General features: G+C 59.5%; 20 protein-coding genes and 1 pseudogene. 14 read left to right on the top strand and 7 right to left on the bottom strand.

Annotation, left to right across the window (positions count from 1 at the left end):
- Window positions 1–8: 8 nt before the first annotated feature.
- A complete protein-coding gene (locus ACYASU_RS15955) occupies window positions 9–1,190 on the bottom strand; it encodes an amino acid ABC transporter permease (protein WP_463583357.1) in 1,182 nt (393 codons plus the stop codon).
- A 65-nt stretch (window positions 1,191–1,255) separates the two neighbouring features.
- Entirely contained in the window at window positions 1,256–2,287 is a 1,032-nt protein-coding gene (locus tag ACYASU_RS15950) for an amino acid ABC transporter substrate-binding protein (RefSeq protein WP_122535855.1), read from the bottom strand.
- 490 nt (window positions 2,288–2,777) lie between these two features.
- Between ACYASU_RS15950 and ACYASU_RS15945 the strand changes: the two genes are divergently transcribed.
- On the top strand, window positions 2,778–3,434 hold the full coding sequence (locus ACYASU_RS15945; protein ID WP_463583356.1) for an alpha/beta hydrolase: 657 nt from the start codon (window positions 2,778–2,780) through the stop codon (window positions 3,432–3,434).
- Window positions 3,435–3,548: 114 nt separating this feature from the next.
- On the top strand, window positions 3,549–5,015 hold the full coding sequence (rhlB, locus tag ACYASU_RS15940) for an ATP-dependent RNA helicase RhlB (RefSeq protein WP_282369560.1): 1,467 nt from the start codon (window positions 3,549–3,551) through the stop codon (window positions 5,013–5,015).
- 32 nt (window positions 5,016–5,047) lie between these two features.
- Here the strand turns inward: rhlB and moaE are convergent, their stop codons facing one another.
- From moaE to ACYASU_RS15915, 5 genes and pseudogenes are all read right to left on the bottom strand, one after another.
- Window positions 5,048–5,497, bottom strand: a complete 450-nt coding sequence (moaE, locus tag ACYASU_RS15935; protein WP_346630851.1) for a molybdopterin synthase catalytic subunit MoaE — start codon at window positions 5,495–5,497, stop codon at window positions 5,048–5,050.
- Between the two features lies 1 nt (window position 5,498).
- Entirely contained in the window at window positions 5,499–5,744 is a 246-nt protein-coding gene (locus ACYASU_RS15930) for a MoaD/ThiS family protein (RefSeq protein WP_192171893.1), read from the bottom strand.
- 2 nt (window positions 5,745–5,746) lie between these two features.
- A complete protein-coding gene (gene moaC, locus ACYASU_RS15925; protein WP_463583355.1) occupies window positions 5,747–6,232 on the bottom strand; it encodes a cyclic pyranopterin monophosphate synthase MoaC in 486 nt (161 codons plus the stop codon).
- Window positions 6,233–6,359: 127 nt separating this feature from the next.
- The gene (locus ACYASU_RS15920) at window positions 6,360–7,754 is read right to left on the bottom strand and encodes a PhoH family protein (protein ID WP_463583354.1); all 1,395 of its coding nucleotides are present in this window, start codon (window positions 7,752–7,754) and stop codon (window positions 6,360–6,362) included.
- A 377-nt stretch (window positions 7,755–8,131) separates the two neighbouring features.
- Window positions 8,132–9,322, bottom strand: a pseudogene (locus tag ACYASU_RS15915) (polysaccharide deacetylase family protein); the annotation flags it as partial.
- A 183-nt stretch (window positions 9,323–9,505) separates the two neighbouring features.
- Here ACYASU_RS15915 and yaaA point away from each other — a divergent pair.
- The 12 genes from yaaA (at window position 9,506) to ACYASU_RS15855 (ending at window position 26,240) form a co-directional block, all read left to right on the top strand.
- Window positions 9,506–10,285, top strand: coding sequence for a peroxide stress protein YaaA (gene yaaA / locus ACYASU_RS15910; protein ID WP_282369550.1), 780 nt, complete (start codon window positions 9,506–9,508; stop codon window positions 10,283–10,285).
- Between the two features lie 997 nt (window positions 10,286–11,282).
- The gene (locus ACYASU_RS15905; protein WP_192171832.1) at window positions 11,283–12,599 is read left to right on the top strand and encodes a nucleotide sugar dehydrogenase; all 1,317 of its coding nucleotides are present in this window, start codon (window positions 11,283–11,285) and stop codon (window positions 12,597–12,599) included.
- Between the two features lie 129 nt (window positions 12,600–12,728).
- Window positions 12,729–14,210 carry a mannuronan synthase gene (gene alg8 / locus ACYASU_RS15900; RefSeq protein ID WP_192171833.1) on the top strand — a complete coding sequence of 494 codons (1,482 nt, stop codon included), beginning with the start codon at window positions 12,729–12,731 and terminating at the stop codon, window positions 14,208–14,210.
- 53 nt (window positions 14,211–14,263) lie between these two features.
- A complete protein-coding gene (locus ACYASU_RS15895) occupies window positions 14,264–15,436 on the top strand; it encodes a PilZ domain-containing protein (RefSeq protein WP_192171834.1) in 1,173 nt (390 codons plus the stop codon).
- Window positions 15,437–15,438: 2 nt separating this feature from the next.
- A complete protein-coding gene (algK, locus tag ACYASU_RS15890; RefSeq protein WP_463583353.1) occupies window positions 15,439–16,851 on the top strand; it encodes an alginate biosynthesis TPR repeat lipoprotein AlgK in 1,413 nt (470 codons plus the stop codon).
- Window positions 16,848–18,353 carry an alginate export family protein gene (locus tag ACYASU_RS15885; protein ID WP_346627007.1) on the top strand — a complete coding sequence of 502 codons (1,506 nt, stop codon included), beginning with the start codon at window positions 16,848–16,850 and terminating at the stop codon, window positions 18,351–18,353. The genes algK and ACYASU_RS15885 overlap by 4 nt, the downstream gene beginning before the upstream one ends.
- A gap of 27 nt (window positions 18,354–18,380) precedes the next feature.
- Window positions 18,381–20,015 carry a mannuronan 5-epimerase AlgG gene (gene algG, locus ACYASU_RS15880; protein ID WP_463583352.1) on the top strand — a complete coding sequence of 545 codons (1,635 nt, stop codon included), beginning with the start codon at window positions 18,381–18,383 and terminating at the stop codon, window positions 20,013–20,015.
- 13 nt (window positions 20,016–20,028) lie between these two features.
- Window positions 20,029–21,468, top strand: a complete 1,440-nt coding sequence (locus tag ACYASU_RS15875; RefSeq protein ID WP_065991928.1) for an alginate O-acetyltransferase — start codon at window positions 20,029–20,031, stop codon at window positions 21,466–21,468.
- A gap of 7 nt (window positions 21,469–21,475) precedes the next feature.
- Window positions 21,476–22,612 (top strand): mannuronate-specific alginate lyase, encoded by a 1,137-nt coding sequence (locus tag ACYASU_RS15870; protein WP_463583351.1) that lies wholly within the window; start codon window positions 21,476–21,478, stop codon window positions 22,610–22,612.
- Between the two features lie 189 nt (window positions 22,613–22,801).
- Window positions 22,802–24,364: an MBOAT family O-acyltransferase gene (locus ACYASU_RS15865; RefSeq protein ID WP_192171839.1), complete on the top strand. Its 1,563-nt coding sequence runs from the start codon at window positions 22,802–22,804 to the stop codon at window positions 24,362–24,364.
- 10 nt (window positions 24,365–24,374) lie between these two features.
- Window positions 24,375–25,550, top strand: a complete 1,176-nt coding sequence (locus ACYASU_RS15860) for an alginate O-acetyltransferase (protein ID WP_463583350.1) — start codon at window positions 24,375–24,377, stop codon at window positions 25,548–25,550.
- Between the two features lie 33 nt (window positions 25,551–25,583).
- Window positions 25,584–26,240: an alginate O-acetyltransferase AlgF gene (locus ACYASU_RS15855; protein WP_205487279.1), complete on the top strand. Its 657-nt coding sequence runs from the start codon at window positions 25,584–25,586 to the stop codon at window positions 26,238–26,240.
- The last annotated feature ends 59 nt before the right edge of the window (window positions 26,241–26,299 follow it).

Here is a 26,299-nt window from a genome sequence, read left to right as displayed (position 1 = left end):
GCGTTTCCTCACCGCTCGATCAGCGCAATGCGCTTGTTGTACCAGTTCATCAGCAGGGAAATGCTGATACTGATCGCCAGGTACACGCTCATGGTGATGGCAATGACTTCGATGGCCTGACCGGTCTGGTTGAGCACGGTACCGGCGAACAGCGAAACCATTTCCGGGTAACCGATACCGGCGGCCAGCGACGAGTTCTTCGCCAGGTTCAGGTATTGGCTGGTCAATGGCGGGATGATCACCCGCAGCGCCTGCGGAATGATGACCTTGCGCAGCGTCGGCCCTGGGCGCAGGCCCAGAGAACGCGCCGCTTCGGTCTGGCCGTGGCTCACCGACTTGATGCCCGAACGCACGATTTCGGCGATGAATGCCGCCGTGTAGACCGTCAGGGCGAGGGTCAGGGCCAGCAGTTCAGGGATCAATACCCAGCCGCCAACGAAGTTGAAGCCTTTGAGCTCGGGCACTTCCCAATGCACCGGCGCACCGAAGATCAACGCGCAGAGCGCCGGGATCACGATGAACAGCGCAAGGCCTGCCCAGAACTTGTGGAACGGTACGCCCGTGGCTTCGAAGCGCTTGTTCGCCCAGCGCGCCATGAGCACGATGGCGACAATGGCCAGCACCACGCTGATCACGAACGGCCACGCCCCATCGGTGGCAATCGCGGCCGGCATGTTCAGGCCACGGCTGCTGACGAAGAACGAGCCGAGAAACCCGTGTGCAGCCCGCGGCCCCGGCAGGGTCAGGAACACGGCGAAGTACCAGAACAGGATCTGCAGCAGCGGCGGAATGTTACGGAAGACTTCAACGTAAACCGTCGCCAGCTTGTTGATGATCCAGTTGTTGGACAGGCGCGCGACGCCGACGATGAAGCCCAGCAGGGTCGCGAGGATCACGCCGATGAACGTCACCAGCAGCGTGTTGAGCAAACCGATCAGGAAAACCCGCGCGTAGGTGTCCGACTCCGTGAACGGAATCAGGTGCTGCGCGATGCCGAAGCCGGCACTGTTTTCAAGGAAACCGAAACCTGAGGTGATACCCCGGTGTTGCAAGTTGGTCTGGGTGTTATCGAACAGATACCAACCCATCGCGACTACGGCGACAACCGTAATTATCTGAAATAGCCACGCACGCACTTTAGGGTCGCTGAGGCTGAGCCTCTGCTTGGGTGCGCTGATTTGATTTTGCATGGAGTGCCCCGGAAGAAATGCAACAAAGCGCCCGGCTGCGATTCACGCAGCCGGGTGCAGGTCAATCAACGCACTGGTGGTGCGTATTGAATGCCGCCAGCGTTCCACAGAGCGTTCTGACCGCGAGCGATCTCCAGAGGAGTGGCTGCGCCCAGGTTCTTCTCGAAGATTTCGCCGTAGTTACCGACTTGCTTGACGATCTGCACGACCCAGTCTTTCTTCAGCTTGAGCTGCGGACCGTAATCGCCATCGGCACCCAGCAAGCGGGCTACGTCCGGGTTCTTGGTGGATTTGGCTTCGGCTTCAACGTTTTTCGACGTCACGCCTGCTTCTTCCGCGTTCAGCAGCGCGTAGCCCACCCAGCGAACGATGGTGCTGAAGTCTTCATCGCCACGTGCGACAACAGGACCCAGCGGTTCTTTGGAGATGGTTTCAGGCAGAACGACGTAGTCCTTCGGCGAGGCCAGCTTGGAGCGCTGTGCGTAGAGCTGGGATTTGTCGGAGGTCAGTACGTCGCAACGACCGGATTCCAGCGACTTGGCGCTTTCGTCGGAGGTGTCGAAGGTGATCGGGGTGTACTTGAGATTGTTGGCGCGGAAGTAGTCCGACACGTTCAGCTCAGTGGTGGTACCGGCCTGAATACAGATGGTCGCGCCGTCCAGTTCCTTGGCACTTTTCACGCCCAGCTTGCTGTTGGCCAGGAAGCCAACGCCGTCGTAATAGGTCACGAAGCCCGGGAAGACCAGGCCCATGCTCGCGTCACGGGAGCTGGTCCAGGTGGTGTTACGCGACAGGATGTCGATTTCGCCGGACTGCAGCGCAGTGAAACGCTCTTTGGCGTTCAGCTGGCTGAACTTGACCTTGGTCGCGTCGCCAAACACCGCGGCAGCAACAGCGCGGCAGAAGTCGGCGTCGATGCCCTGGATCTTGCCGCTTGCATCTGGAACCGAGAAGCCTGGCAGACCGTCACTGACGCCGCACTGAATAAAGCCCTTCTTCTGAATGGCGTCCAGCTTGGCACCCGCTTGAGCGAACCCGGTCAGACCGAGCGCTGCAGCGGCGGCCACTACAGCCAGGGTGGATTTCAACATCTTCATTCAAACCTCCAGTTTGCTCTTTGTTGTGTGGGAGCCTTAGCCCCGTCGCACCCTTGTGAGGCATTCATGACCCGTGCTGGCTTGTTTTTGGGTCATGCGACGTTGAACCCGTTTACCGCCACCGACGCCAGGCATCTGGTCATCGCGTGTTCAGCATGTTGCGAGTCCAGCAGACTGAAGCCCCATGATGTCCTTGAACCCCGAGGTTCAAAGCGAATCGTGCCGGGAATCCTGCTCGATGATTCCATGCTGCCTCAGACGCAACACGCGGCTGTCTGCTTGATAGCCCATTAGTGTTACCGCCCGAGGTGAGCGCCTTCACTCCGCGGGTTGTGTAGCAAAGCCCGTACCACCATGCTGGCAATGTCGAATTAGCGACAGGTCAAGATCAAAACTTGTAACCTTGCGACATCTTTCATTCATCCGCACACGAGCTGACGCACCACCTTAAAGCGCTGTGCCAGAGGTGCCGCACACTAATGGAGCACACATGACTGAACCGCTGATCATCGACCCGGAATTGGCAGTCGACGCCTGCGTCATCTGGCTGCACGGCCTGGGGGCTGATCGCTACGATTTCCTGCCGGTGGCCGAGATGCTGCAGAAGACGCTGAAGACCACGCGGTTCATTCTGCCCCAGGCGCCGACCCGGGCCGTCACCATCAACGGTGGCTACGCGATGCCCAGCTGGTACGACATCAAGGCCATGAGCCCGGCCCGCGCCATCGACAGCGGCGAGCTGGAAGGCTCGGCACAAGACGTCATCAAGCTGATCGAACAGCAACGGGACAGCGGCATCGACCCGGCCCGAATCTTCCTGGCAGGCTTTTCCCAGGGCGGCGCCGTGGTGTTGCACACCGCCTTCCTGCGCTGGGAAGGCCCCCTCGGCGGCGTAGTTGCGCTGTCCACGTACGCACCGACTTTCAGCGACGAAATGAGCTTGTCCGCCAGCCAGCAACGCATCCCGGCCTATTGCTTGCACGGCAGCAATGACCCGGTGGTGTTGCACGCCATGGGGCGAGCGGCTTACGAGCAGTTGAAGGCCCAGGGCGTCACCGTGACATGGCAGGAATACCCAATGGAGCACGAAGTGTTACCGCAGGAAATTTCCGACATAGGTGTCTGGCTCGCGGATAAGCTTCGCTAGTCCACTCATTTGATCCTTCCAATTACGTTGCGGATTTGCTAGGACACTACGCCGCGCCGGGTTCTTGCTTTACACTCCCCGGCGTACATTCCTAAATCTATCGATGAGATCACCGTGCTCAAAGCACTTAAAAAGATGTTCGGAAAAAGCGAGGCTGAGCCGCTCGCGCCTGCTGCTCCCCTCCCCGTCCCCCAGCGCCAGACCGAAAGCGTCTCCCGGGAACCGTCAGCAGCAGAAGTGCACGTGCCTGCGCCCGAGCATTTGGCAGCCACCGCACCGGCCGTTACATCGCCCGTTAGGGCTGAACGCCCGCGCCGAGAACGTGCGCCCAAGCCCGTCGTCATTCCCTGGAAACCCGAAGACTTCGTCGTCGAACCCCAGGAAGGCAAAACCCGTTTCCACGATTTCCCCCTCGCTCCCGAACTGATGCACGCGATCCAGGACCTGGGCTTCCCGTACTGCACGCCGATCCAGGCGGGCGTTCTGGGTTACACCCTCAAAGGCCGCGATGCCATCGGCCGCGCCCAGACCGGCACCGGCAAGACCGCCGCCTTCCTGATTTCTATCATCACTCAGCTGACCCAGACGCCTCCGCCGAAAGAGCGCTACATGGGTGAACCCCGGGCGCTGATCATTGCGCCGACCCGCGAACTGGTGGTGCAGATCGCCAAGGACGCCGAGGCGCTGACCAAGTACACCGACCTCAACGTGATGACGTTCGTGGGCGGCATGGATTTCGACAAGCAGCTTAAACACCTCGAAGCCCGCCACTGCGACATTCTGGTTGCCACGCCAGGCCGTCTGCTGGACTTCGCCCAGCGCGGCGAAGTGCACCTGGACATGGTTGAGGTCATGGTCCTGGACGAAGCCGACCGCATGCTCGACATGGGCTTCATCCCTCAGGTCCGCTCGATCATTCGCCAGACCCCACACAAGGGCGAGCGTCAGACGCTGCTGTTCTCCGCCACCTTCACCGAAGACGTGATGAACCTGGCCAAGCAGTGGACGACGGACCCTGCGATCGTCGAGATCGAATCCCTGAACGTCGCCAGCGACACGGTCGAGCAGCACATCTATGCCGTGGCCGGCGCTGACAAGTACAAGCTGTTGTTCAACCTGATCAACGACCACGGTTGGGAACGGGTGATGGTGTTCGCCAACCGCAAGGATGAAGTGCGACGCATCGAAGAGCGTCTGGTGCGTGACGGCATCAATGCCGCGCAGTTGTCAGGCGACGTGCCGCAGCACAAGCGCATCAAGACGCTGGAAGGGTTTCGCGAAGGCAAGATTCGCGTGCTGGTGGCCACCGATGTCGCCGGTCGCGGGATTCACATCGACGGCATCAGCCACGTGATCAACTTCACCCTGCCGGAAGTCCCGGACGACTACGTGCACCGCATCGGCAGGACCGGTCGTGCCGGCGCAGACGGCGTGTCGATCAGCTTCGCCGGGGAAGACGATTCGTATCAGCTGCCGTCGATCGAAGAGAAGCTGGGCCGCAAGATCAGCTGCGAAACGCCGCCGACCGTGTTGCTACGGCCGGTGGTGCGCGTGCAGCGAGCGATTCCTGCGGCGGAATGACGCCACGCGCCTGCGAATGCTGAGCCCGCAGCCTATTTCCAGCGATCTGCAGCCATGTGATCGCTGTCGCGGCCCTCAACCCAGCGCGGCCCTTCTGAAGTGTTTTCCTTTTTCCAGAACGGCGCGCGGGTTTTCAGGTAGTCCATGACGAAATCACAGGCCTCGAACGCGGCCTGGCGATGGGCGCTGGCCGCCGCGACGAACACGATTGGCTCGCCCGGTTCCAACTCGCCCACGCGATGAATCACTTCCAGCTTGAGCAACGGCCAGCGCTGCTGCGCCTCATCAGCGATTTTAACCAGCGCCTTCTCGGTCATGCCGGGGTAATGCTCGAGAAACATCCCCGCCACCTCACGGCCGTCGTTGAAATCCCGCACATAGCCCACAAAGCTGACCACCGCACCCACGCCGACGTTGGCGTCGTGCATGGCATTGACTTCCGCGCCCGGATCGAACGCGGCGGCTTGTACTCGAACGGCCATATCAACCTCCGGTGACGGTCGGAAAGAACGCCACCTCATCGCCCGGTTCGACGGCCGTGTCCAGCGAGCACAGCTCCTGGTTGCGGGCGCACATGATGCCTTTCTCACTCAGCACTTCCCACACACCGCCGCGCTCGAGTAAATGCTGGCGCACGGCGTCGATGGTGGCGAATGAGCCTTCGAGGTTCTCGCTCTCGGTGCCGAGGGTTTCGCGAAAACGCGCGAAATATTGGACTTGTACGTGAATGGTCATTGGGCGATCACCTGGTCGTCGGCGATGAAGTGTCCGCTCTTGCCACCGAGCTTTTCGAGCAACCGCACGTGTTCGATGGTCATGCCGCGGTCAACCGCCTTGCACATGTCGTAGATGGTCAGGGCGGCGATGCTGGCGGCGGTCAACGCTTCCATTTCCACCCCGGTCTGGCCGGAGAGTTTGCAGCGCGCAACGATGTGCACGGTGTCAGGGCTTTCAGCGGTGAGTTCGACCTTCACGCCGGTAAGCATCAACGGATGACAGAGGGGAATCAGATCGCTGGTTTTCTTCGCGGCCTGGATGCCGGCGATGCGCGCGACGGCAAATACGTCCCCTTTGGGATGCCCGCCTGCGACGATCATTTGCAGGGTTTCGGGCAGCATGCGCACGCGCGCTTCGGCCACCGCTTCACGGAACGTCACGGCTTTTTCAGTGACGTCGACCATGTGGGCGCGACCTTGGGAATCGAGATGAGTGAGCACGGGATGACTCCTGAACAGGAGCGGGGATTGTAGGGAGTTAGGGCTAGAAGCCACAAGCTGCAAGCTAACGACCCTGAGCGGACGTCGGCTTGCAGCTTGAGGTTAGAGGCTTGAAGCTGCTGTCACTTTACAAATGGCTCTCCGCGTACTCCGCCAGGATCGAGCGTGGAACACCTTGCAGACTGATGTGCACGCCGTTGGGAAAGTCTTTGAAACGCTCCGTCAGGTAGGTCAGCCCCGAACTGGTTGCCGACAAATAAGGGGTGTCGATCTGCGCCAGGTTGCCCAGGCAGACCACTTTAGAGCCCGCGCCGGCACGGGTGATGATGGTTTTCATCTGGTGCGGCGTGAGGTTCTGGCATTCGTCGATCAGGATCAGGCTCTGCTGGAAGCTTCGGCCGCGAATGTAGTTGAGGGATTTGAACTGCAGCGGCACCTTGCTCAGGATGTAATCGACGCTGCCATGGGTGTTTTCGTCATCCATGTGCAAGGCTTCCAGGTTGTCGGTGATCGCGCCGAGCCATGGCTCCATTTTTTCTGCTTCGGTGCCGGGCAAAAAGCCGATCTCCTGGTCGAGCCCCTGCACGCTTCGGGTGGCGATGATGCGGCGATAACGCTTGCTGACCATGGTCTGCTCGATGGCAGCGGCCAGGGCAAGAATGGTCTTGCCCGAACCGGCCGCGCCGGACAGGTTGACCAGATGAATGTCCGGATCGAGCAGCGCAAACAGCGCCAGGCCCTGATAGATGTCACGCGGCTTCAGTCCCCACACTTCCTGGTGCAGCAGCGGCTCCTGGTGCATGTCCAGCAACAGCAGCTCGTCAGGCTTGACGCCTTTGACCCAACCGACGAAGCCTTGCTCATCGATGATGAACTCGTTGATATGCACAGACGGAATCTGCTCGATCATCTGCACTTTGTGCCAGGTACGGCCATGATCCTGGCGGGTATCGACTTTGCTCACCCGGTCCCAAAAAGAGCCGGTCATGGTGTGGTAACCGCGGGACAGCATCGACACGTCGTCGACCAGTTGGTCGGTGCTGTAGTCCTCGGCCTCGATGCCACAGGCCCGCGCCTTCAGGCGCATGTTGATGTCTTTGGTGACCAGTACGATGCGCGTGTCCTTTTTCCGCGCATGCAGGTCAATCAGCTGGTTGATAATGATGTTGTCATTGAGGTTGTCAGGCAGCACCCGGTTGGGTTCTTGCCGCTTGTTCATGAGGATGGACAGATAACCCTTGAATACGCCTGTACCGCGATCGATCGGTACGCCTTTTTCAACCTCCTCCGGGGTCGCTTCGCCGAGTGTCTTGTCAATCAACCGGATCGCCTGCCGACATTCAGCAGCCACCGAGTGCTTGCCCGCCTTGAGCTTGTCCAGTTCTTCCAGGACTGTCATGGGGAGTGCAACGTGATGTTCTTCGAAATTCAGAAGCGCGTTTGGATCATGGATCAATACGTTGGTATCGAGCACGTAAAGGATTGGCTGGTTAGAGGAAGGGGTGCGTCCGTGGTCATCCATACTCGCTCACCTTTGTAGTAGCCAAGTGACGCAACACACAGCGATGCTGCGCCACGAAAAGGCCGCCGAGGCTTTCCCCTTGAGGCAGGAGAAAATTGCGCAAAGTGGGGTCTGGAATGACGCCACCTGTGTTGCAGGGTTCGGCGGTCTGTTGTCGTAATACCGCAAAACCGATGACATAAAAACGCGTTTCGGCGCTTTTTGAAGTTTATTTCTCCGGGGGACAATTAGCCCTTGGCGGATGGGTCAGCCGCGTTTAAAGTCGGAAGTCCGGTCCGGGACAAATCCTCAGAAATTTCCCACCTACCCTTTCATTGTTCCCCTTCTTTCACTGGCGGCACCGTCTGCTCAACCGCTGCGCCCGGCTGCTCGGCTGGTTCGTCTGCGGCGTCATCGTCGGGCGTATCATCCTCCTCATCCGGTGCATCTTCTTCGTCCGCCAGCTGCTGCGGATAGATATGGCAGTCTTCCCACATCACGCCGCTTTGCGCGGTATTGGCCATCAGCCATGGCACCGCCTGCTGCGGTTTGTCTGTGCTGTCATGGAACACCACATTGCCGCGCCGCCAGAGCAGCATCAGCGTGAGCACCCGGTTGGCAGCCTGCTCGGCGCTGATGCGTCCGGTGCTGTCCTGGGAATCGATGTTCCACAGAGAGACTCGCAGCTGCTGGTCGCGGAAGAATGGCGCGCTGTCGGCACGACGATGGCCGTAAGGCGGGCGGAACAGCGGCACGAAATTGTCCGGCAGCAGCTGCTGAACCAGCGCGGCCGTACGCTCGATGGAGTCTTGCCAGTCGCGCCAGTGGGCGTGGGACCTGAACTCCCAGCCCTGCAGGCCGACGCATTGCTGGCGGTAGAGCGTTTGAAGCGCGTGGGGCGAGGTGGTGTCCAGACGACTTTGCAGGGCCTTGCCCAGCACAAAGAACGTGGCGGTGATCTTCTGTTGGCGCATGAAGTCGGCCAGCCAGTCAGTCGCCCCGTCAGCAACGGTCGGACCGCTCTCGAAATTGAGCAGGAAGGTCCTGTCGGGCATTTCTTCGCCGCTGAGTTCGTCGGAGTTGTAGCGCTCGATCTCGCTGCTGGTCTGCGGGAACAAGGCGGCCATGCGCAACAGTTCGTTGAGATAACGCTGGTTGAAGGCATCGGCCGGCGCAGCCCACTTGGCATAGAAGGAATCATCGGCCACTTTGTATTCGGCGGCGCGTTGACGCAGCATCGGCACGTCGTCAACCAGCACACAGAATGATGCGTCGGCTTCACAGGTTTTTTCGGCGAATGTCCAATTCTCGAACAGCCGCGTCCATAGCCGTGTGCGGATCAGGTTCACCGTCGGCAGGTTGATCTGCCGCAGGCCCAGACGCGCACTCAGCTGGGCGTCGCTGAGGTTTTCGCTTTCCAGCAACTGATGGGCGAAGCTGAGAATTTGCGCACGAGACGCCACGTCGAACAGCTGCGGCGTTTCCAGAGCCTCCGGCCAGACTGCGCGATCCAGCATCGCAATATCGCCCGTGGCCGCCTGTGCGTTGAGCCCCAGCAAACAGGCTCCGATCAATAACAGCATGCGCAACACGACGTGCTCCCAATCCTTGATAAAGAGGCCGAAAACCGGCGAGGCACTATAGCGGATTTGCCTTGGGCCAGAATGCCGGATTCCGGCACCGCTGCTGCAGGAGCGCGCCTATCGACACCATAGCTGGAGTGATCCGCACGCAACCCCTAGAATCGCCCGACGATCAAAGGAGACCTGCCCATGCTGATGGTGATTTCCCCAGCCAAAACCCTCGATTTTGAAACACCGCCCACCACCAAGCGCTACACCCAGCCGGAATTTCTGGATCACTCTCAGGAGCTCATCAACCAGCTGCGCGACATGACCCCGGCGCAGATCGGTGAGCTGATGCATCTGTCCGACAAGCTCTCCGGCCTCAATGCCGCCCGCTTTGGCAGCTGGAATCCGGCGTTCACCCCAAAAAACGCCAAACAGGCGCTGCTTGCATTCAAGGGTGACGTGTACACCGGTCTCGACGCCGACACCCTGAGCGGACCCGATCTGACGTACGCCCAAAAGCACCTGCGTATGTTGTCCGGGCTCTATGGATTGCTTCGTCCTCTGGACCTGATGCAACCCTATCGCCTGGAAATGGGCACCAAGCTGGCCAATGCCAGGGGCAAGGACCTTTACGCATTCTGGGGCGACCGCATCAGCGAGTGGCTGAACGAAGCGCTGAAAGAACAAGGCGACGATGTGCTGCTCAACCTGGCGTCGAACGAGTACTTTTCAGCGGTCAAGCGTCCGGCACTTAATGCCCGCGTGATCGAAACCGAGTTCCGCGACCAGAAAAACGGTCAGTACAAGATCATCAGTTTCTACGCCAAGAAAGCCCGGGGCATGATGACTCGCTTCGTGATTTCCGAGCGTATCAGCAAGCCCAAAGACCTGACGCAGTTCGATGCTCACGGCTATCGATACAGCAAAGAGCTGTCCTCCCCGGACAAGCTCATCTTCCTGCGCGATGAGCAAGACGCCTGACCTGCACCTACCCGTCCTTTCGCTTGCAAGCATCGCCCGTTTTCAATCGTTGACGGGCGCTGCGACGTCATTCAATCCCCGATTCGGTGCACTTCTCAGGACACCTGCCTTGCATTTTTAGTGCGCGTCGGGCGGTCCCATCATTCGAATGCGTCTATCCATCCAACCGAAAGTAAAGATTAACAGTGACTCTGTTCGCAAATTCCCACACTTACTTAGTTCATAACCTGCAGTTTGCGCGGACGAACGGTAGTGCTGCCGACTAATTGGCGCCAACTAACAGTCAGAAACTAAGTGTTCTTTTTTTTCTCAAAAATTTAACAACTTTTTTTGCAGATTTCGGCACGTTGATTTGAACGAGTGGCACTCCAGTCTGCACGTCGGCCAAAGCCTTACAAACTAAGGCTCAAACCTTGGTTGGCCCCACGTTGGATCCTGCTGAAAACCGCCTAGTGTTACGAAAAATCTCAAAAAGAGGACGAGCGGCCCGGAACTTATGGGGAATGCCCACGCTCCTACATCCCGTAACAATTCTCGTCCCCCATGTAGGACATCTCTTACATGGCACATGGACAGATCTGGAAGTTGCTTCTCAACGAAGTTAGACCCGTCGGTCAAGTGGTACGTACAAGGAGTCACGCACCAAACTAGTTGAAGTGAATTGAGCTAGCACCATTCGGGTGCCCGCAGTCGTGAATCGGGGCTGATTCATCGGGAGACGGCTAAAAGCCTTGTCCTTGACCGCCTGAGCACGACGCGCAAACCATCCGCTGGAGTGCCTGCCACATCCCAGATCGGGAACCTATATAAATATGTATGGGCTACTCGACACTTTTGATCTGTAACATTCGGGTTTGCCTTTCATATAGGTAACTCACCCCTTAATTCTGCCTGTGCTTGTCACGCGACATTCATTGCCGTGCGTACGAGTGCGCAAAAGTTGTAAGACAGTTTTTATATTCGGCCAACTAATGGCGTAAACATCGAGGAGATTACTATGCGTATCAGCATCTTTGGTTTGGGCTATGTCGGTGCAGTCTGCGCAGGCTGCCTCTCGGCGCGTGGTCATGATGTTGTTGGCGTGGACATCTCCGCCGCCAAGATCGATCTGATCAACAAAGGCAAGTCGCCAATCGTTGAGCCAGGTCTGGGCGAGTTGCTGGAAACCGGCATCAAGACCGGCAAACTGCGCGGCACCACAGACTTCTCCGCCGCCATTCGCGACACTGACCTGTCGATGATCTGCGTCGGCACGCCAAGCAAAAAGAACGGCGATCTGGAGCTGGACTTCATTGAATCGGTCTGCCGCGAAATCGGCTTCGTACTGCGTGACAAGAGCACCCGTCACACCATCGTCGTGCGCAGCACCGTTCTGCCGGGCACCGTCGCAAACGTTGTCATCCCGATCCTCGAAGACTGCTCGGGCAAGAAAGCCGGCGTCGACTTCGGTGTCGCGGTCAACCCTGAATTCCTGCGTGAAAGCACCGCGATTGCCGACTACGACCATCCTCCAATGACCGTTATCGGCGAATTCGATAAGGCGTCCGGTGACGTTCTGCAGTCCCTGTACGAAGAACTCGACGCACCGATCATCCGCAAGGACATCGCCGTTGCCGAAATGATCAAGTACACCTGCAACGTATGGCACGCGACCAAGGTCACCTTCGCCAACGAAATCGGCAACATCGCCAAGGCAGTCGGCGTCGACGGCCGTGAAGTGATGGACGTGGTCTGCCAGGACAAGGCTCTGAACCTGTCGCAGTACTACATGCGCCCAGGCTTCGCGTTCGGCGGTTCCTGCCTGCCGAAAGACGTCCGTGCCCTGACCTACCGCGCCAGCTCTCTGGACGTTGAAGCCCCCCTGCTCAACTCCCTGATGCGCAGCAACGTTTCCCAGGTTCAGAACGCTTTCGACATCGTCGCCGCCAGCGACACTCGCAAAGTCGCCCTGCTGGGTCTGAGCTTCAAGGCCGGTACCGATGACCTGCGCGAAAGCCCACTGGTCGAGCTGGCAGAAATGCTGATTGGTAAAGGCTACGACCTGAGCATCTTCGACAGCAACGTCGAATACGCTCGCGTTCACGGCGCCAACAAAGACTACATCGAGTCCAAGATCCCGCACGTTTCGTCCCTGCTGAACTCGGACTTCGACGCGGTCATCAACAACTCCGACGTGATCATCCTGGGTAACCGCGACGAGCGCTTCCGTGCACTCGCCAACAACGCGCCAGCCGGCAAGCGTGTGATTGACCTGGTGGGCTTCATGAAAGGCACCACCACCGAAAACGGTCAAATCGAAGGTATCTGCTGGTAACACACAGCGAGCTGCAAGCCACGAGCTGCAAGTTTCAGGCTTCATCCCTCCAGTCCCGGGCGTCAGCGCCAGCGACTGGAGGTTTGAAGCTTGCGGCTTGAGGTTGCAACTGACTTAGGGATACACACTATGCAAAGGCTGAAGCACGGCTTCCTCCAGGCCGCAGGTTGGCTGTTTTATCTGACGTTGCTGGCGGCCATAGCCATGGCGCTGCCTGCATCGCTGTTTGACTCGCACTCCAAAGATTTTATTTTCCTGATCGGTATCGTCGGCATCTGGCGTTACTCGATGGGCGCAACGCACTTCGTGCGCGGCATGATTTTCCTGTACATCGTCTACCCGCACCTGCGCCGTAAAGTGCGCAAGCTGGGCAAGGCAGCCGATCCATCCCACGTGTTCCTGATGGTCACCAGCTTTCGTATCGATGCGCTGACCACCGCTCAGGTGTACAGCTCGGTGATTCGCGAAGCCATCAAATGCGGCTTCCCGACCACCATCGTGTGCTCCCTGGTGGAAATGTCCGACGAGCTGCTGGTCAAGGCACTGTGGGCCAAGTACAACCCGCCGGAGCACGTGAAGCTCGACTTCGTGCGCATCGCCGGTACCGGCAAGCGTGACGGCCTGGCGTTCGGTTTCCGCGCCATCTCCCGCCACATGCCCGACGACCGCGCCGTGGTTGCGGTGATCGACGGTGACACCGTTCTGGCTGAAGGCGTGGTGCAGAAAACCGTGCCGTGGTTCCAGCTGTTCGGCAACGTCGGCGGCCTGACCACCAACGAGTTCTGTGAAGTCCGCGGCGGCTACATCATGAGCGAGTGGCACAAGCTGCGTTTCGCTCAGCGTCACATCAACATGTGCTCGATGGCGCTGTCCAAGCGCGTGCTGACCATGACCGGCCGTATGTCGGTGTTCCGCGCCACCGTGGTGACGGACCCGGCGTTCATCGCCGACGTGGAAAGCGACTCGCTGCAGCACTGGCGTCTGGGCCGCTTCAAGTTCCTGACCGGCGACGACAAGTCCAGCTGGTTCAGCCTGATGCGCCTGGGCTACGACACGTTCTACGTGCCGGATGCCGCGATCAACACCGTTGAGCACCCGCCGGAAAAAAGCTTCCTGAAGGCCAGCCGCAAGCTGATGTACCGCTGGTATGGCAACAACCTTCGGCAGAACTCCCGTGCATTGGGTCTGGGCGTTGGTCGTCTCGGGGTCTTCACCAGCATCGTGCTGTTCGACCAGCGCGTGTCGATGTGGACATCGATCCTTGGCCTGACCGTGGCGATGCTGGCGAGCCTGAAGTTCGGTATCGAATACCTGCTGGCGTACCTGCTCTGGATTGGCATCACCCGCCTGATCCTGACGCTGCTGCTGTCGTGCAGCGGCCACAAGATCGGGCCGGCCTATCCGATGATTCTCTATTACAACCAGATCGTTGGCGCACTGATGAAGATCTACGTCTTCTTCCGTCTCGACCGACAGTCCTGGACCCGCCAGGACACAAAACTGAGCCGCGACATGGCCAGCTTCCAGGGTTGGTTCAACACCTGGTCGTCGCGGACCATGACTTTCTCGGCTGGCAGCATCTTCGTTGCCGTGCTGCTGACAATGGTCTGACCGGGCCTCTGACCGAAACAATGGATCAACTCGATTAATCAGGAATTACCACCATGAATACAGCCGTGAATGCCAATGTCGTACATGAATCCGAAGCCCAGCGTCAGCACGCACGGGTCAAGATCCCGGCCAAACTGCGACTGCTCAATGGTCAGCCGAACGCTCCGCTGGTGCGTGTCGAGGACCTTTCCGCAGGCGGTCTGAGCTTTGTAGCGCCTGCCAACCTGCGTCCAGCCGTCGGTGAGGTCATCAAGGGTCGTCTGCAGTTCCTGATCGACAACCTCGGTCTGGCCATGGACGTCGACCTGCAGGTGCGCACCATCGATTCGAGCACCGGCCGTGTCGGCTGCCAGTTCCAGAATCTGGAATCGCAGGACATCTCGACCTTGCGTCACCTGATCACTTCGCACCTGTCGGGCGATCTCATCAGCATGGGCGAAGTGCTGGCGACCCTGCAGCGCGATAACTTCACCAAGGCACGCAAATCCAAGGACGGCGGCAGCGGCCTGAGCGCATTCGGTCGTCTGCGTGCCGTGACCTTCAGCATCGGCATCTTCGCCGTCGGTGTGATTGCGTTCGGCTTCGTCGCCAAATCGGTCTACGGCATGTACTTCGTCAGCCACTCCACGTCGGGCCTGGTCAGCGTGCCGAGCCTGGATGTCACCATGCCACGTGAAGGCACCGTGACCAGCCTGGTTGCTCCGAATGGCAACGTCGCCAAAGGCGCTCCGCTGGCGACCTTCAACACCAGCATGCTGGACATGTTGAAAGGCAACCTGGACCCGGACGAAATGCAGCCGGCCAAAATCGAAGAACTGTTCGGTCGTCAACTGGCCGGCACCATGACCAGCCCTTGCGATTGCGTCGTGGCCAAGCAACTGGTCGCCGACGGTCAATACGCAAGCAAAGGTCAAGTGATCTTCCAGATGGTCCCGCGCAACGTCGCCGCCAATGTCGATGCTCGCTTCACCTACCGTCAGTTCGCCGATGTACAGCCGGGCGCTCGCGTGACCTTCCAGGTCGCTGGCGAAGACGGCGACCACAGCGGCAAGATCGTCAGCGCAACGGCTCTGAGCCCTGCTGACCTGTCTTCTGACATCCGCGTTCAGATCCAGCCTGACGAAGCCATCAACAGCAATCTGGCAGGTCGCCCGGTTGAAGTGGTGAGCACTCGTGGCCCGTCGCTGAACTGGTTGATCGATAAAGCCACGGCGGCAGGTTTCTAAACATGGCTAGCCCACTACGAAGCTTGTCAGCCCCTACATTGTTGAGCCTGGCGATCGCTATCGGTTTGGGCGGCTGTGCCGGCTTGCCCGATCAGCGCCTGGCCAACGAAGCCCTGAAACGCGGCGACACCACGCTGGCGGAGCAAAACTATCGGCAACTGGCGGACCTGGGCTATAGCGATGCACAGGTCGGCCTCGCGGATATCCAGGTGGGTACCCGCGACCCGGAGCTGATCAAGCAGGCCGAGGCAACGTATCGCGCTGCAGCCGCCACTTCGCCCCGGGCTCAATCGCGCCTGGGCAAGTTGCTGGCGGTCAAGCCGAACTCCACCGAAGCCGAGCAACGTGAAGCCGAAGGTCTGCTGAAGAAGGCCTTCGCCAATGGCGAAGCCGGTACGCTGATTCCGCTGGCGATGCTCTATCTGCAGTACCCGCACACGTTCCCGAACGTGAACGCGCAGCAGAAGATCAACGAATGGCGCGCTGGCGGTTACCCGGAAGCGGGTCTGGCCCAGGTGCTGCTGTATCGCACCCAGGGCACCTACGACCAGCATCTGGCTGAAGTCGAAAGCATCTGCAAGCAAGCCCTGCGCACCACCGACGTTTGCTACACCGAGCTGGCGACGGTCTACCAGAAGCGTGGCGAAGCCGACAAACAGGCTGCGCTGATCGAGCAGATGCAAAGCGGCTACGCCATGGGCAGCGTACCTGCCATGCGTGTCGACAGCGTCGCTCGCGTGCTGGCGGATTCGACAATCGGCAAGCCGGACGAAAAGACCGCGCAATCGCTGCTGGAGAAAGTCGCCCCCGGTTACCCCGCTTCGTGGGTCAGCCTGGCGCAGTTGCTGTACGACTTCCCCGAACTGGGCGACGTCAACAAGATGATGGAATACCTGGACAACGGCCGTGCTGCGGATCAACCGCGCGCCGAACTGTTGTTGGGCAAGCTGTATTACGAAGGCAAGCTGGTCTTGCCGGATGCGAAGAAAGCCGAAGAGCACCTGACCAAGGCCGCTGCGACGCAAATCTCCGCGCATTACTACCTGGGTCAGCTGTATCGCCGGGGTTATCTGGGCCATCCAGACCCGCAGAAAGCTGTCGACCAGTTGCTGACCTCCGCACGCGGTGGCCAGAACAGTGCCGACTTCGCCCTCGCGCAGTTGTTCTCGCAAGGCAAAGGTATCAAGCCTGATCCGGTCAACGCATGGGTCTTTGGCCAGCTCGCACTGGCTCAGGGCACGCCGCAAGCGACGGATCTTGCGCAACAACTGAACGAACAATTGCCGCCTGAGAAGCGCGCCCAGGCGCAGAGCCTTCTCCAGCGAGAACAGCAGGTCCGCGGCACAACCGCGCAAAACGCGTTGGCCTTGCAGACACTGCAAGAAGAAAAAGACGGCGGGGACGCACCTCTATGAAGCTTAAGTTGAACCCTCTGATGGCGGCCGGATTCGGTCTGGGCTTCTCCCTGATCTGGGCCACGCCGACACTGGCAGCCCTGACCGACACTCAGAATTTCGGCATCGAAGTCAAAGCGACCGGCCAGATGGAAGACGACCGTGACCTCGGCACCCGCAGCGGTGGCGACGTCAACGGTGTCGGTCTGGATCTGCGTCCGTGGGCCTATGGCGAGTGGGGCAACTGGAGCGGTTACGCGATGGGCCAGGTAGTCACCGCTACCGACACCATTCAGACCGACCCGCTGGATCAGCAGGTCACTGACGCAAACGGTCAGAGCGCCCAGCGTTCGCGCAGCACGTCGAACAGCCGCAAAGTGGATGACAGCTACGCTGCCCTGCGCGAATTCTGGATCGGCTACAGCGGTTTCACGCCTTACCCTGGCGAGATCCTGAAAGTCGGTCGTCAGCGTCTGCGCAATGACGACGGTCAGTGGCACGACACCAACATCGAAGCGGTGAACTGGACCTTCGACACCACTCTGCTCAAGGCAGAAGTGGGCGCCGCCCAGCGCTTCAGCGAATACCGTACCGACCTGACCGAGCTGTCGGCACAGGACAAGGATCGCTCGCACCTTTATGGCGACGTGGAATACCAGTGGACGCCAGGCCAATGGGCGGGCGTTCGTGCGCACCACAGTCATGACGGCGGCAGCCTGAAACAACAGGGCTCAGCCATCGACGACCTGGACAAGACTTCGCGTGGCGACCTGACCTGGCTGGGTCTGCAGGCCAACAGCGACGCGTACAACTACCGCAACCTGAACACCGTCAACTATTGGGGCAGCCTGACCTGGCTGACCGGCGATCGTGACCGCATCGGCACCACCTACAACGCGGCCGAAGATCAGTACGTGGCCGGTGAGAAGAACAACGAAAACGTCAACGGCTGGGCGACTGACCTGGGCCTGCGTTTCCGTCTGGACCCGATGTGGCAAGTGGGCGGCGCCTACTCCCGCGCCAGCAAGAACTACGAGCAGAACGGTCTGGAAAGCAACCGCTCGAACTGGACCGGTACCCGCTCGCGCGTGCATCGCTTCGGTGAAGCGTTCCAGGGCGAAATGGCCAACGTAGAGTCGGGCTCGCTGTTCGCGTCCTGGCAGATGCAGGACGAGTACGACGCCTCGCTGATCTACCACAAGTTCCGTCGTGTCGACGGTCATTCGGGCATCGGCGGCGCGGGCATCAACCCAGCTCAGGAAAACGTCGATGACGATGGCGTCAGCACATTTGCCTCGCTGCCCCTCGAAGACGGCCGCAAGGACCTGGGCCAGGAAATGGACCTCGTCGTCACCAAGTACTTCAAGCAAGGCCTGCTGCCTGCTGCGGTAAGCCAGTCGTTCGACGAACCGTCGGCGCTGATTCGTCTGCGTGCAGGCGTGTTCAAACCGGGCGATGCGTACCACAGCGGTGTAGACGATTACATGCACCGCGCCATCGTCGACGTCATCTGGCGCTTCTGATGCAAGCCGCGATAGGAGTGCAATGAGATGAACAGTCAAGCAAGCAGATTGCGTCACCGGGCATGGCCCTATGCCCTGCTGGAAAGCGCTGTGCTGAGCAGCGCCTTGCTGCTCGCCAGCACTGCGGCCATGGCCAACAGCCCGCTGCCGGTTCCCGCCCCTGCGGCGCATCCGGCGGATGGCAAGGATGTGCTGGTCAAAGGCCTGCATCAGGCCAAGACCTACTCCATCAGCAGTCCGCCCATTGAGCCGCTGTTGATGGACAAACCAAAACTGCCTGACCTCTCGGGTTACACCCAGCAGGCCATGCAGAAGAAGATCGTGCGCAGCAAGCCGGGCAAGGTTGCGATCAAACGCATGATGCAGGAAGACTCGCTGAAGGAATTCATCGGCGGTGACAACAAGATGGCCGAATGGGTGGCCCGTCAGCACGGCATCCCCAAGGCGATCTTCATCGAAGATGGCTACATGACCCTGCAGGAACTGGCGAAGAAGGTGCCTAAACAGTACCTGAGCGAAACCTCGCCGGGCGTTTTTCTGGCGCGTCTGCCGATCGTTGTCGGCAAGAACGGCATCTTTGAAGTCGACAAGAAAACCACCGAGCTGCGCCTGTCTCAGGATGCCGGTGCGTTTCTGGTCAACGACAACCTGCTGTTCATGTCCGACACCAAGCTGACCGGCTGGAGCGAGAAGTCCAACGGCCCGTCGACGTTCAAGGCGCCGAAGGAATTCCGCCCGTTCCTGCTGTCCTGGGGTGGCACCCAGACCTACATGTTCAACACCAAAGTGGCGAGCCTGGGTTACAACAACAGCAAGTCGTACGGCATCAGTATTTCCCAGTACACACCGAACATGAAGGCGCAGATGAACCGCGCCGAGCCAACCGGCTGGATCGTCAATTCTGACTTCTCGGACATGTGGTACGGCTTCTACTGCTATGAAACCCGCGACTTCGTGGTCAAGGGCAGCACCTACCACGACAACATCATCTACGGCATCGACCCCCATGACCGTTCCCACGGTCTGATCATTGCCGAGAACACGGTGTACGGGACCAAGAAGAAGCACGGGATCATCGTCTCCCGTGAGGTGAACGACAGCTTCATCATCAACAACAAAAGCTACGACAACCACCTGTCCGGCATCGTCCTTGACCGTAACAGCGTGAACAACCTGGTGGCGTACAACGAGATCTACCGCAACCACACCGACGGCATCACCTTGTATGAGAGTGCCGACAACCTGCTGTGGGGCAATCGTGTGTTCGCCAACAAGCGTCACGGCATCCGGGTTCGCAACAGCACCAACATCAAGCTGTACGAAAACCTGGCCATCGGTAACGGTTTGATGGGCGTCTACGGCCACATCAAAGACCTGTCGGACACTGACCGCGACATCAAGCTCGACCCGTTCGATGCCGAAGTCTCGCTGATCATGGTCGGCGGCGAACTGACCTCCAACGGTTCAGGCCCGCTGTCCATCGACTCGCCTCTGAGCGTCGAGCTGTACAAAGTCTCGATGCTCGCACCGACCAAAGCCAGCGGGATCAGCTTCAACGGTGTACTGGGCGACCGTCAGGACGAAATCCTCGATCTGCTGGTGCGCCAACAGAAAGCCGTGTTGATCGACCCGGTCGAAAGCCAGAAACAACTCCGGGACTGAGGAAGATATTTCTATGCACGCACATTTGATCAAACTGCTCAGCCTCTCGGGCCTGACCGCTGCACTGTTCGCCGCCAGCAATGGCGCGTATGCAGCGGACACTACAGCCCCGACCTTCACGGCCGAGCCTTGCTGCAGTCTGTGCCCTGAAGCGCACGACGAAAAAAACTACGTCAGCCGCTACCAGCAGAACTTCACCACACTGGTTCAGGCCCAGGGCGACTGGTTGTTCCGGACCCGTGAAGATCTGCGCACCGAATTCGACACCACGCCTGAAGGTTATCGCCGCATGCAAATGCTGCACGACGCCTTCAAGAGCAAGGGTGTAGAGCTGGTTGTCGTGTATCAGCCAACCCGCGGGCTGGTGGATCGCAACAAGCTGTTCCCGGCCGAGCGCGACAAGTTCGACTACAACACCGCGCTGCGTAACTACCAGGCCATGCTCGGTCGTTTCGCGAAGATGGGCTACACCGTGCCGGACCTGTCGCCGTTGACCAACGAGCAACAGGCCCACGATTTCTATTTCCGCGGTGACCAGCACTGGACGCCGTATGGCGCTCAGCGCACAGCAAAAATCGTCGCTGATTCCGTGAAGAAAATGCAGGCCTTCGCCGGTGTTCCACGCCGTGAGTTCGAGACCCACCTGTCAGGTCGCATGGGCAAGAAGGGCACTCTTCACAACATGGCCGGTCAATTGTGCGGCACAAGTTACGCCATCCAGTACATGGACCAGTTCGAGACGGAACCCAAAGGCGAAGCAGCCGACGGCGACCTGTTTGGTGACTCCGGCAATCCGGAGATCACGCTGGTCGGTACCAGTCACAGCGGCAAGAACTACAACTTTGCCGGCTTTTTGCAGGAATACATTGGTGCTGATGTGCTGAACGTCGCCTTCCCGGGCGGCGGCCTTGAAGGTTCGATGCTGCAGTACCTGGGCAGCGAAGACTTCCAGAAACACCCACCGAAAATTCTCATCTGGGAATTCTCGCCGCTTTACCGCCTGGATCAGGAGACCATCTATCGCCAGATGATGTCGCTGCTGGACAACGGCTGTGAAGGCAAACCGGCAATCATGAGCACCAGCACCACCCTCAAACCAGGGATCAACGAGTTGCTGGTCAACGGCAAAAACGGCATCAAGGATGTGCGCAACGGCAGTAATCAGATCGACATCAAGTTCGCCGACAACTCGGTGAAGACCCTTCAGGCGCGCCTCTGGTACATGAACGGTCGCCACGAAGACTTGAAGATCGAGAAACCTGAAACATCTGAAACCGACGGGCGCTTCTCCTTCGAACTGCGCGATGACAAAGACTGGGCTGACCAGCAATTGCTCGCACTGGAAGTGCAGGGTCCGGAAGCGGGCACTGCGCCACAGCAGGTCGAAGCGAAAGTATGCAAACGCAACGTGTTCCCGAATGTCGCGCATCAAACCGCGCAAGCCGGGTTATGAGGCTCTTATGCACACTCCAAAACTGATGCTCCCTACCCTTCTGTCGCTGGCAATGATGTCCTCGGCACTGTTCGCCACCGGCGCCAGCGCTGCGTCGACACTCGTCCCGCCGCAGGGTTACTACGAAGGTGTCGAGAAATTCAAGACGGGCCAGGGCAAGTTCAGCTGTGACTCCATTCCGCAGCCCTACACCGGTCCGCTGCAGTTTCGCAGCAAATACGAAGGCTCGGACAAAGCCCGCGCGACGCTGAATATGGTCTCCGATCAGGCTTTTCGTGATGCGACCAAAGACATCACCACCATGGAGCGCGCCACCAGCAAGGTGGTGATGCAGTACATGCGTGACGGTCGCCCGGAACAGCTCGATTGCGCGCTGAACATGCTGACCACCTGGGCCAAGGCCGATGCGCTGGAGTCCACCGACTTCAACCACACCGGCAAGTCGATGCGCAAATGGGCATTGGGCAGCATGTCATCCGCCTATCTGCGCCTGAAGTTCTCCGAGTCGCATCCTCTGGCCACCCGCCAGCAGGAATCGCAGCTGATTGAGGCCTGGTTCAGCAAACTGGCGGATCACGTCGTCAGCGACTGGAACAATCTGCCGCTCGACAAGACTAACAACCACTCCTACTGGGCCGCCTGGGCCGTGATGTCCACGGCAGTCGCGACCAATCGCCAAGACCTGTTTGACTGGGCAGTGAAGGAATTCAAGATCGGCGCCAATCAGGTTGACCCGCAAGGTTTCCTGCCGAACGAGCTCAAGCGCAAACAGCGTGCGCTGGCGTACCACAACTACGCACTTCCGCCTCTGGCCATGATCGCGAGTTTCGCCCAGGCCAACGGTGTCGATTTGCGTCAGGAAAACAACGGTGCGCTCAAGCGTCTGGGTGATCGCGTGCTGGCTGGCGTGAAGAACTCCGGCAGCGAATTCGCCGCCCGCGATGGCGAAAAGCAGGACATGACGGACCTGAAGACCGACATGAAATTCGCTTGGCTGGAACCGTACTGCTCGCTGTATGACTGCGGCCCGGACGTGCTTGAACAGAAACACAAGATGCAGCCGTTCAAGAACTTCCGCCTCGGCGGCGACCTGACCCGCACTTATGACCCGACGCATGAAAAGGGTGACAAGGGCGGTTCGTAAGAGCAGCAGGGGCTGAAGTGGGAGCGAGCTTGCTCGCGAAGGGGCCATTAGCGGCACCGATTATTCGCGAGCAAGCTCGCTCCCACAGGGTAGTTCCGGGTTAAACCGAACATGTTTCACCCCTCCATTTTTCGTGGGGGGTTTGGGGGGGCTTCGGCCTTTGATGTTGGACAAATGGAGAGATAAAGGATGGTTTTCTCATCCAACGTGTTCCTGTTCCTGTTCTTGCCGGTGTTTCTCGGCTTGTACTACCTGAGCGGGCAACGCTATCGCAACCTGCTGCTGCTGGTCGCCAGCTACGTGTTTTACGCGTGGTGGCGAGTGGACTTTCTGGCGCTGTTCGCAGGTGTGACGCTGTGGAACTACTGGATCGGCCTGCGCGTAGGCGCTGCCGGGGTCAGAACCAAACCGGCTCAGCGTTGGCTGCTGCTCGGCGTGGTGGTCGACCTGGGCATCCTTGGCTATTTCAAGTACGCCAACTTCGGCGTGGACAGCATTAACGCGATGATGACGTCGATCGGCCTTGAGCCCTTCATCCTGACCCACGTGTTGCTGCCGATCGGTATCTCGTTCTACATCTTCGAGTCCATCAGCTACATCATTGACGTCTACCGTGGCGACACACCGGCGACGCGAAATCTCATCGACTTTGCAGCGTTCGTGGCGATCTTCCCGCACCTGATCGCAGGGCCGGTTCTGCGGTTCCGCGACCTGGTCGATCAGTTCAACAACCGCACGCACACCCTCGACAAGTTCTCCGAGGGCTGCACGCGGTTCATGCAGGGTTTCATCAAGAAGGTATTCATTGCCGACACGCTGGCAGTGGTCGCCGATCATTGCTTCGCCCTGCAGAACCCGACCACGGGTGACGCATGGCTCGGCGCGCTGGCGTATACCGCGCAGCTGTACTTCGACTTCTCCGGCTACAGCGACATGGCCATCGGCCTGGGCCTGATGATGGGTTTCCGCTTCATGGAAAACTTCAAACAGCCCTACATCAGCCAGTCGATCACCGAGTTCTGGCGCCGCTGGCATATCAGCCTGTCGACCTGGCTGCGTGACTATCTGTACATCACGCTGGGCGGCAACCGTGGCGGCAAGGTCGCGACCTACCGCAACCTGTTTCTGACCATGCTGCTGGGCGGTCTGTGGCACGGCGCCAACATCACGTACATCGTCTGGGGTGCCTGGCACGGTGTGTGGCTGGCGATCGAAAAAGCCATCGGCCTGAACACCGCGCCGCGCACCTTCAACGTCGTTCGCTGGGCGTTCACCTTCCTGCTGGTGGTCATGGGCTGGGTCATCTTCCGCTCGGAAAACCTGCACGTTGCCGCTCGTATGTATGGCGCCATGTTCAGCTTCAGCGATCTCGGCCTGTCGGAACTCAACCGCGCCAGCCTCACCGGCCTGCAAGTAGCGACCCTGGTTGTGGCGTACATCACCCTCGCCTTCTTCGGCCTGCGTGATTTCTACCGCAACCGTGCACCGGGCAAGCCGACCGACAAACCCGTGCAGGCCGATGGCCCTGCCGCTGCCGAGCCCGGCCTGATCAAGGCCGTGCCGGGCGACAAGCCGGGCAGCATCCATCAACCGGGTTACATCGTCGGCACCGAAGCGCAGGTTCAGCCTGCCTACTGGACCGTCGACTGGTCGCGCTATGTCATGCGCGCCCTGATCCTGCTGATGTTCGTTGCATCGATCCTGAAACTCTCGGCGGCCAGTTTCTCGCCGTTCCTTTACTTCCAGTTCTGAGGAGCCTGACATGACCCGTTCATTACGTTTCCTCTACATCTTCCTGTTCCTGGCGATTCTGCTGGTGCTGGGCCTGTGGTCGCTGCGCAGCTTCATCGGTTTCTCGACGTCGAAAGAAACCACCGTGCTCAATGGTCACTGGACCAAAGCGGTGGAAACCCACTACGACGAAGAATTCCCGATCAAGCGTCTGGGCACCAACCTCTGGGCAGCGCTGGACTACAAGGTGTTCAACGAAGGTCGTCCGGGCGTGATCCTGGGCAAGGACCAGTGGCTGTACACCGACGAAGAATTCGACGCCGTTGCCAACGGCGAGCAGAACGAAGCAGACAACCTGGCGATCATTAAGGGCGTGCGTGACACCCTGAAAAAGCAAGGCACGCAACTGGTGCTGGCGATCATTCCGGCCAAGACGCGTCTGTATCCGGAGCACGTCGGTGACAACAAACCGGCCACGCTGCACACCGATCTGTATCAGCAGTTCCACGCTCAGGTTAATCAGGCCGGCATCCTCGCCCCTGATCTGCTCACGCCGCTGCAAAGCGCCAAAGAGAAGGGCCAGGTGTTCCTGCGCACCGACACTCACTGGACGCCGATGGGCGCGGAAATCGTTGCCCAGCAGTTGTGTGACGTGATCAGCAAGCAGCTGCCGCTGAACGTTGAACCGCAGAACTTCGTCACTGAAGCCAAGACGACCGAACCCTACAAGGGCGATCTGACCAACTTCCTGCCGCTGGATCCGCTGTTCAGCAACCTGCTGCCCAAGCCGGACGACCTGCAACAGCGCAGCACCAACCCGGCTGAAGCTGGCACCGAAAGTGATGACGCCCTGTTCGCTGACAATTCGGTTGCGGTCGGCCTGGTTGGCACCAGCTACAGCGCCAACCCCAACTGGAACTTCGCCGGTGCGCTCAAACAGGCCCTGCACGCAGACGTCGTGAATTACGCCGAAGACGGCCATGGCCCGATCCTGCCGATGCTCAAGTACCTGCAGACCGACGCCTTCAAAAGCAGCCCCCCGCAGGTGCTGATCTGGGAATTCCCGGAACGCTACCTGCCCGCTCACAACGACCTGACCGAGTTCGACCCACAGTGGATCGCTGAACTCAAAAAGGCCCGTGACCCCCAACAGAATCTGGCGGACAACGCCAACAACTCCAAGTCGCCCACCCGGGCGCAAAACTGAGAGGACTCTTTGACTATGACTTCGCAGAACCCAATGCCAGTTCGTTCGAGCAAAACCAACCTGCTGAAAACCTGCGTGCTGGCCGCGAGCCTGGGCTTCGTATCCCTTTCCGCATTCGCCGGTGGCGACGCCGCGCTGTATGGCCCGACCGCACCAAAAGGCTCGACCTTCGTGCGTGTGTACAACGCCAGCAGCAGCGAAATCTCCGCCAGCGTCGGCAACACCAGCCTCAACGAAATCGGCCCATTGGCCAGCAGTGATTTCGGCTTCATGCCTCAGGGCGACTACACCGCCAAAGTCGGCAGCCAGTCCCTGCCGGTGAAACTGGCCAGCGATCACTACTACACCATCGTCAACAACACATCGGGCGCGCCGCAACTGGTTGAAGAGCCTCCGTTCAAGAACAAGCAGAAGTCCCTGGTTCGCGTACAGAACCTGAGTGACAAGTCGCTGACCCTGAAAACCGCTGACGGCAAGACCGACGTGGTCAAGGCTGTGTCTGCCAAGGGCACCGGCGAGCGTGAAATCAACCCGGTCAAAGTCAGCTTCGCGCTGTTCGACGGCGACAAGAAAGTGGCTGACCTGAAGCCGGTTGCACTGGAGCGCGGTGAAGCCGCCGTTCTCTACGTCACCGGCAGCGGCAGCAGCCTGTCGCCAGTCTGGGTCAAACGCCCGACGGGCACTCAGTAAGCGTTGAATCTGGCCGAGAGGCCGCCGGCAGCGCGCGTGATCAACCGCGCGCAGCCACG

This window comes from Pseudomonas sp. HP_12 (assembly GCF_055283955.1).
This window is presented reverse-complemented; position numbering and strand designations above follow the sequence as displayed.

Excerpts from the sequence above, each read along its gene's own strand:
- ACYASU_RS15945 (WP_463583356.1), top strand. The coding sequence starts at position 2,778 with ATGACTGAACCGCTGATCATCGACCCGGAATTGGCAGTCGACGCCTGC.
- ACYASU_RS15855 (WP_205487279.1), top strand. The coding sequence starts at position 25,584 with ATGCCAGTTCGTTCGAGCAAAACCAACCTGCTGAAAACCTGCGTGCTG.
- algG (WP_463583352.1), top strand. The coding sequence starts at position 18,381 with ATGAACAGTCAAGCAAGCAGATTGCGTCACCGGGCATGGCCCTATGCC.
- ACYASU_RS15875 (WP_065991928.1), top strand. The coding sequence starts at position 20,029 with ATGCACGCACATTTGATCAAACTGCTCAGCCTCTCGGGCCTGACCGCT.
- ACYASU_RS15905 (WP_192171832.1), top strand. The coding sequence starts at position 11,283 with ATGCGTATCAGCATCTTTGGTTTGGGCTATGTCGGTGCAGTCTGCGCA.
- ACYASU_RS15950 (WP_122535855.1), bottom strand. The coding sequence starts at position 2,287 with ATGAAGATGTTGAAATCCACCCTGGCTGTAGTGGCCGCCGCTGCAGCG.
- alg8 (WP_192171833.1), top strand. The coding sequence starts at position 12,729 with ATGCAAAGGCTGAAGCACGGCTTCCTCCAGGCCGCAGGTTGGCTGTTT.
- ACYASU_RS15870 (WP_463583351.1), top strand. The coding sequence starts at position 21,476 with ATGCACACTCCAAAACTGATGCTCCCTACCCTTCTGTCGCTGGCAATG.
- ACYASU_RS15895 (WP_192171834.1), top strand. The coding sequence starts at position 14,264 with ATGAATACAGCCGTGAATGCCAATGTCGTACATGAATCCGAAGCCCAG.
- algK (WP_463583353.1), top strand. The coding sequence starts at position 15,439 with ATGGCTAGCCCACTACGAAGCTTGTCAGCCCCTACATTGTTGAGCCTG.
- ACYASU_RS15885 (WP_346627007.1), top strand. The coding sequence starts at position 16,848 with ATGAAGCTTAAGTTGAACCCTCTGATGGCGGCCGGATTCGGTCTGGGC.
- yaaA (WP_282369550.1), top strand. The coding sequence starts at position 9,506 with ATGCTGATGGTGATTTCCCCAGCCAAAACCCTCGATTTTGAAACACCG.
- ACYASU_RS15955 (WP_463583357.1), bottom strand. The coding sequence starts at position 1,190 with ATGCAAAATCAAATCAGCGCACCCAAGCAGAGGCTCAGCCTCAGCGAC.
- ACYASU_RS15920 (WP_463583354.1), bottom strand. The coding sequence starts at position 7,754 with ATGGATGACCACGGACGCACCCCTTCCTCTAACCAGCCAATCCTTTAC.
- ACYASU_RS15860 (WP_463583350.1), top strand. The coding sequence starts at position 24,375 with ATGACCCGTTCATTACGTTTCCTCTACATCTTCCTGTTCCTGGCGATT.
- moaE (WP_346630851.1), bottom strand. The coding sequence starts at position 5,497 with ATGGCCGTTCGAGTACAAGCCGCCGCGTTCGATCCGGGCGCGGAAGTC.
- ACYASU_RS15865 (WP_192171839.1), top strand. The coding sequence starts at position 22,802 with ATGGTTTTCTCATCCAACGTGTTCCTGTTCCTGTTCTTGCCGGTGTTT.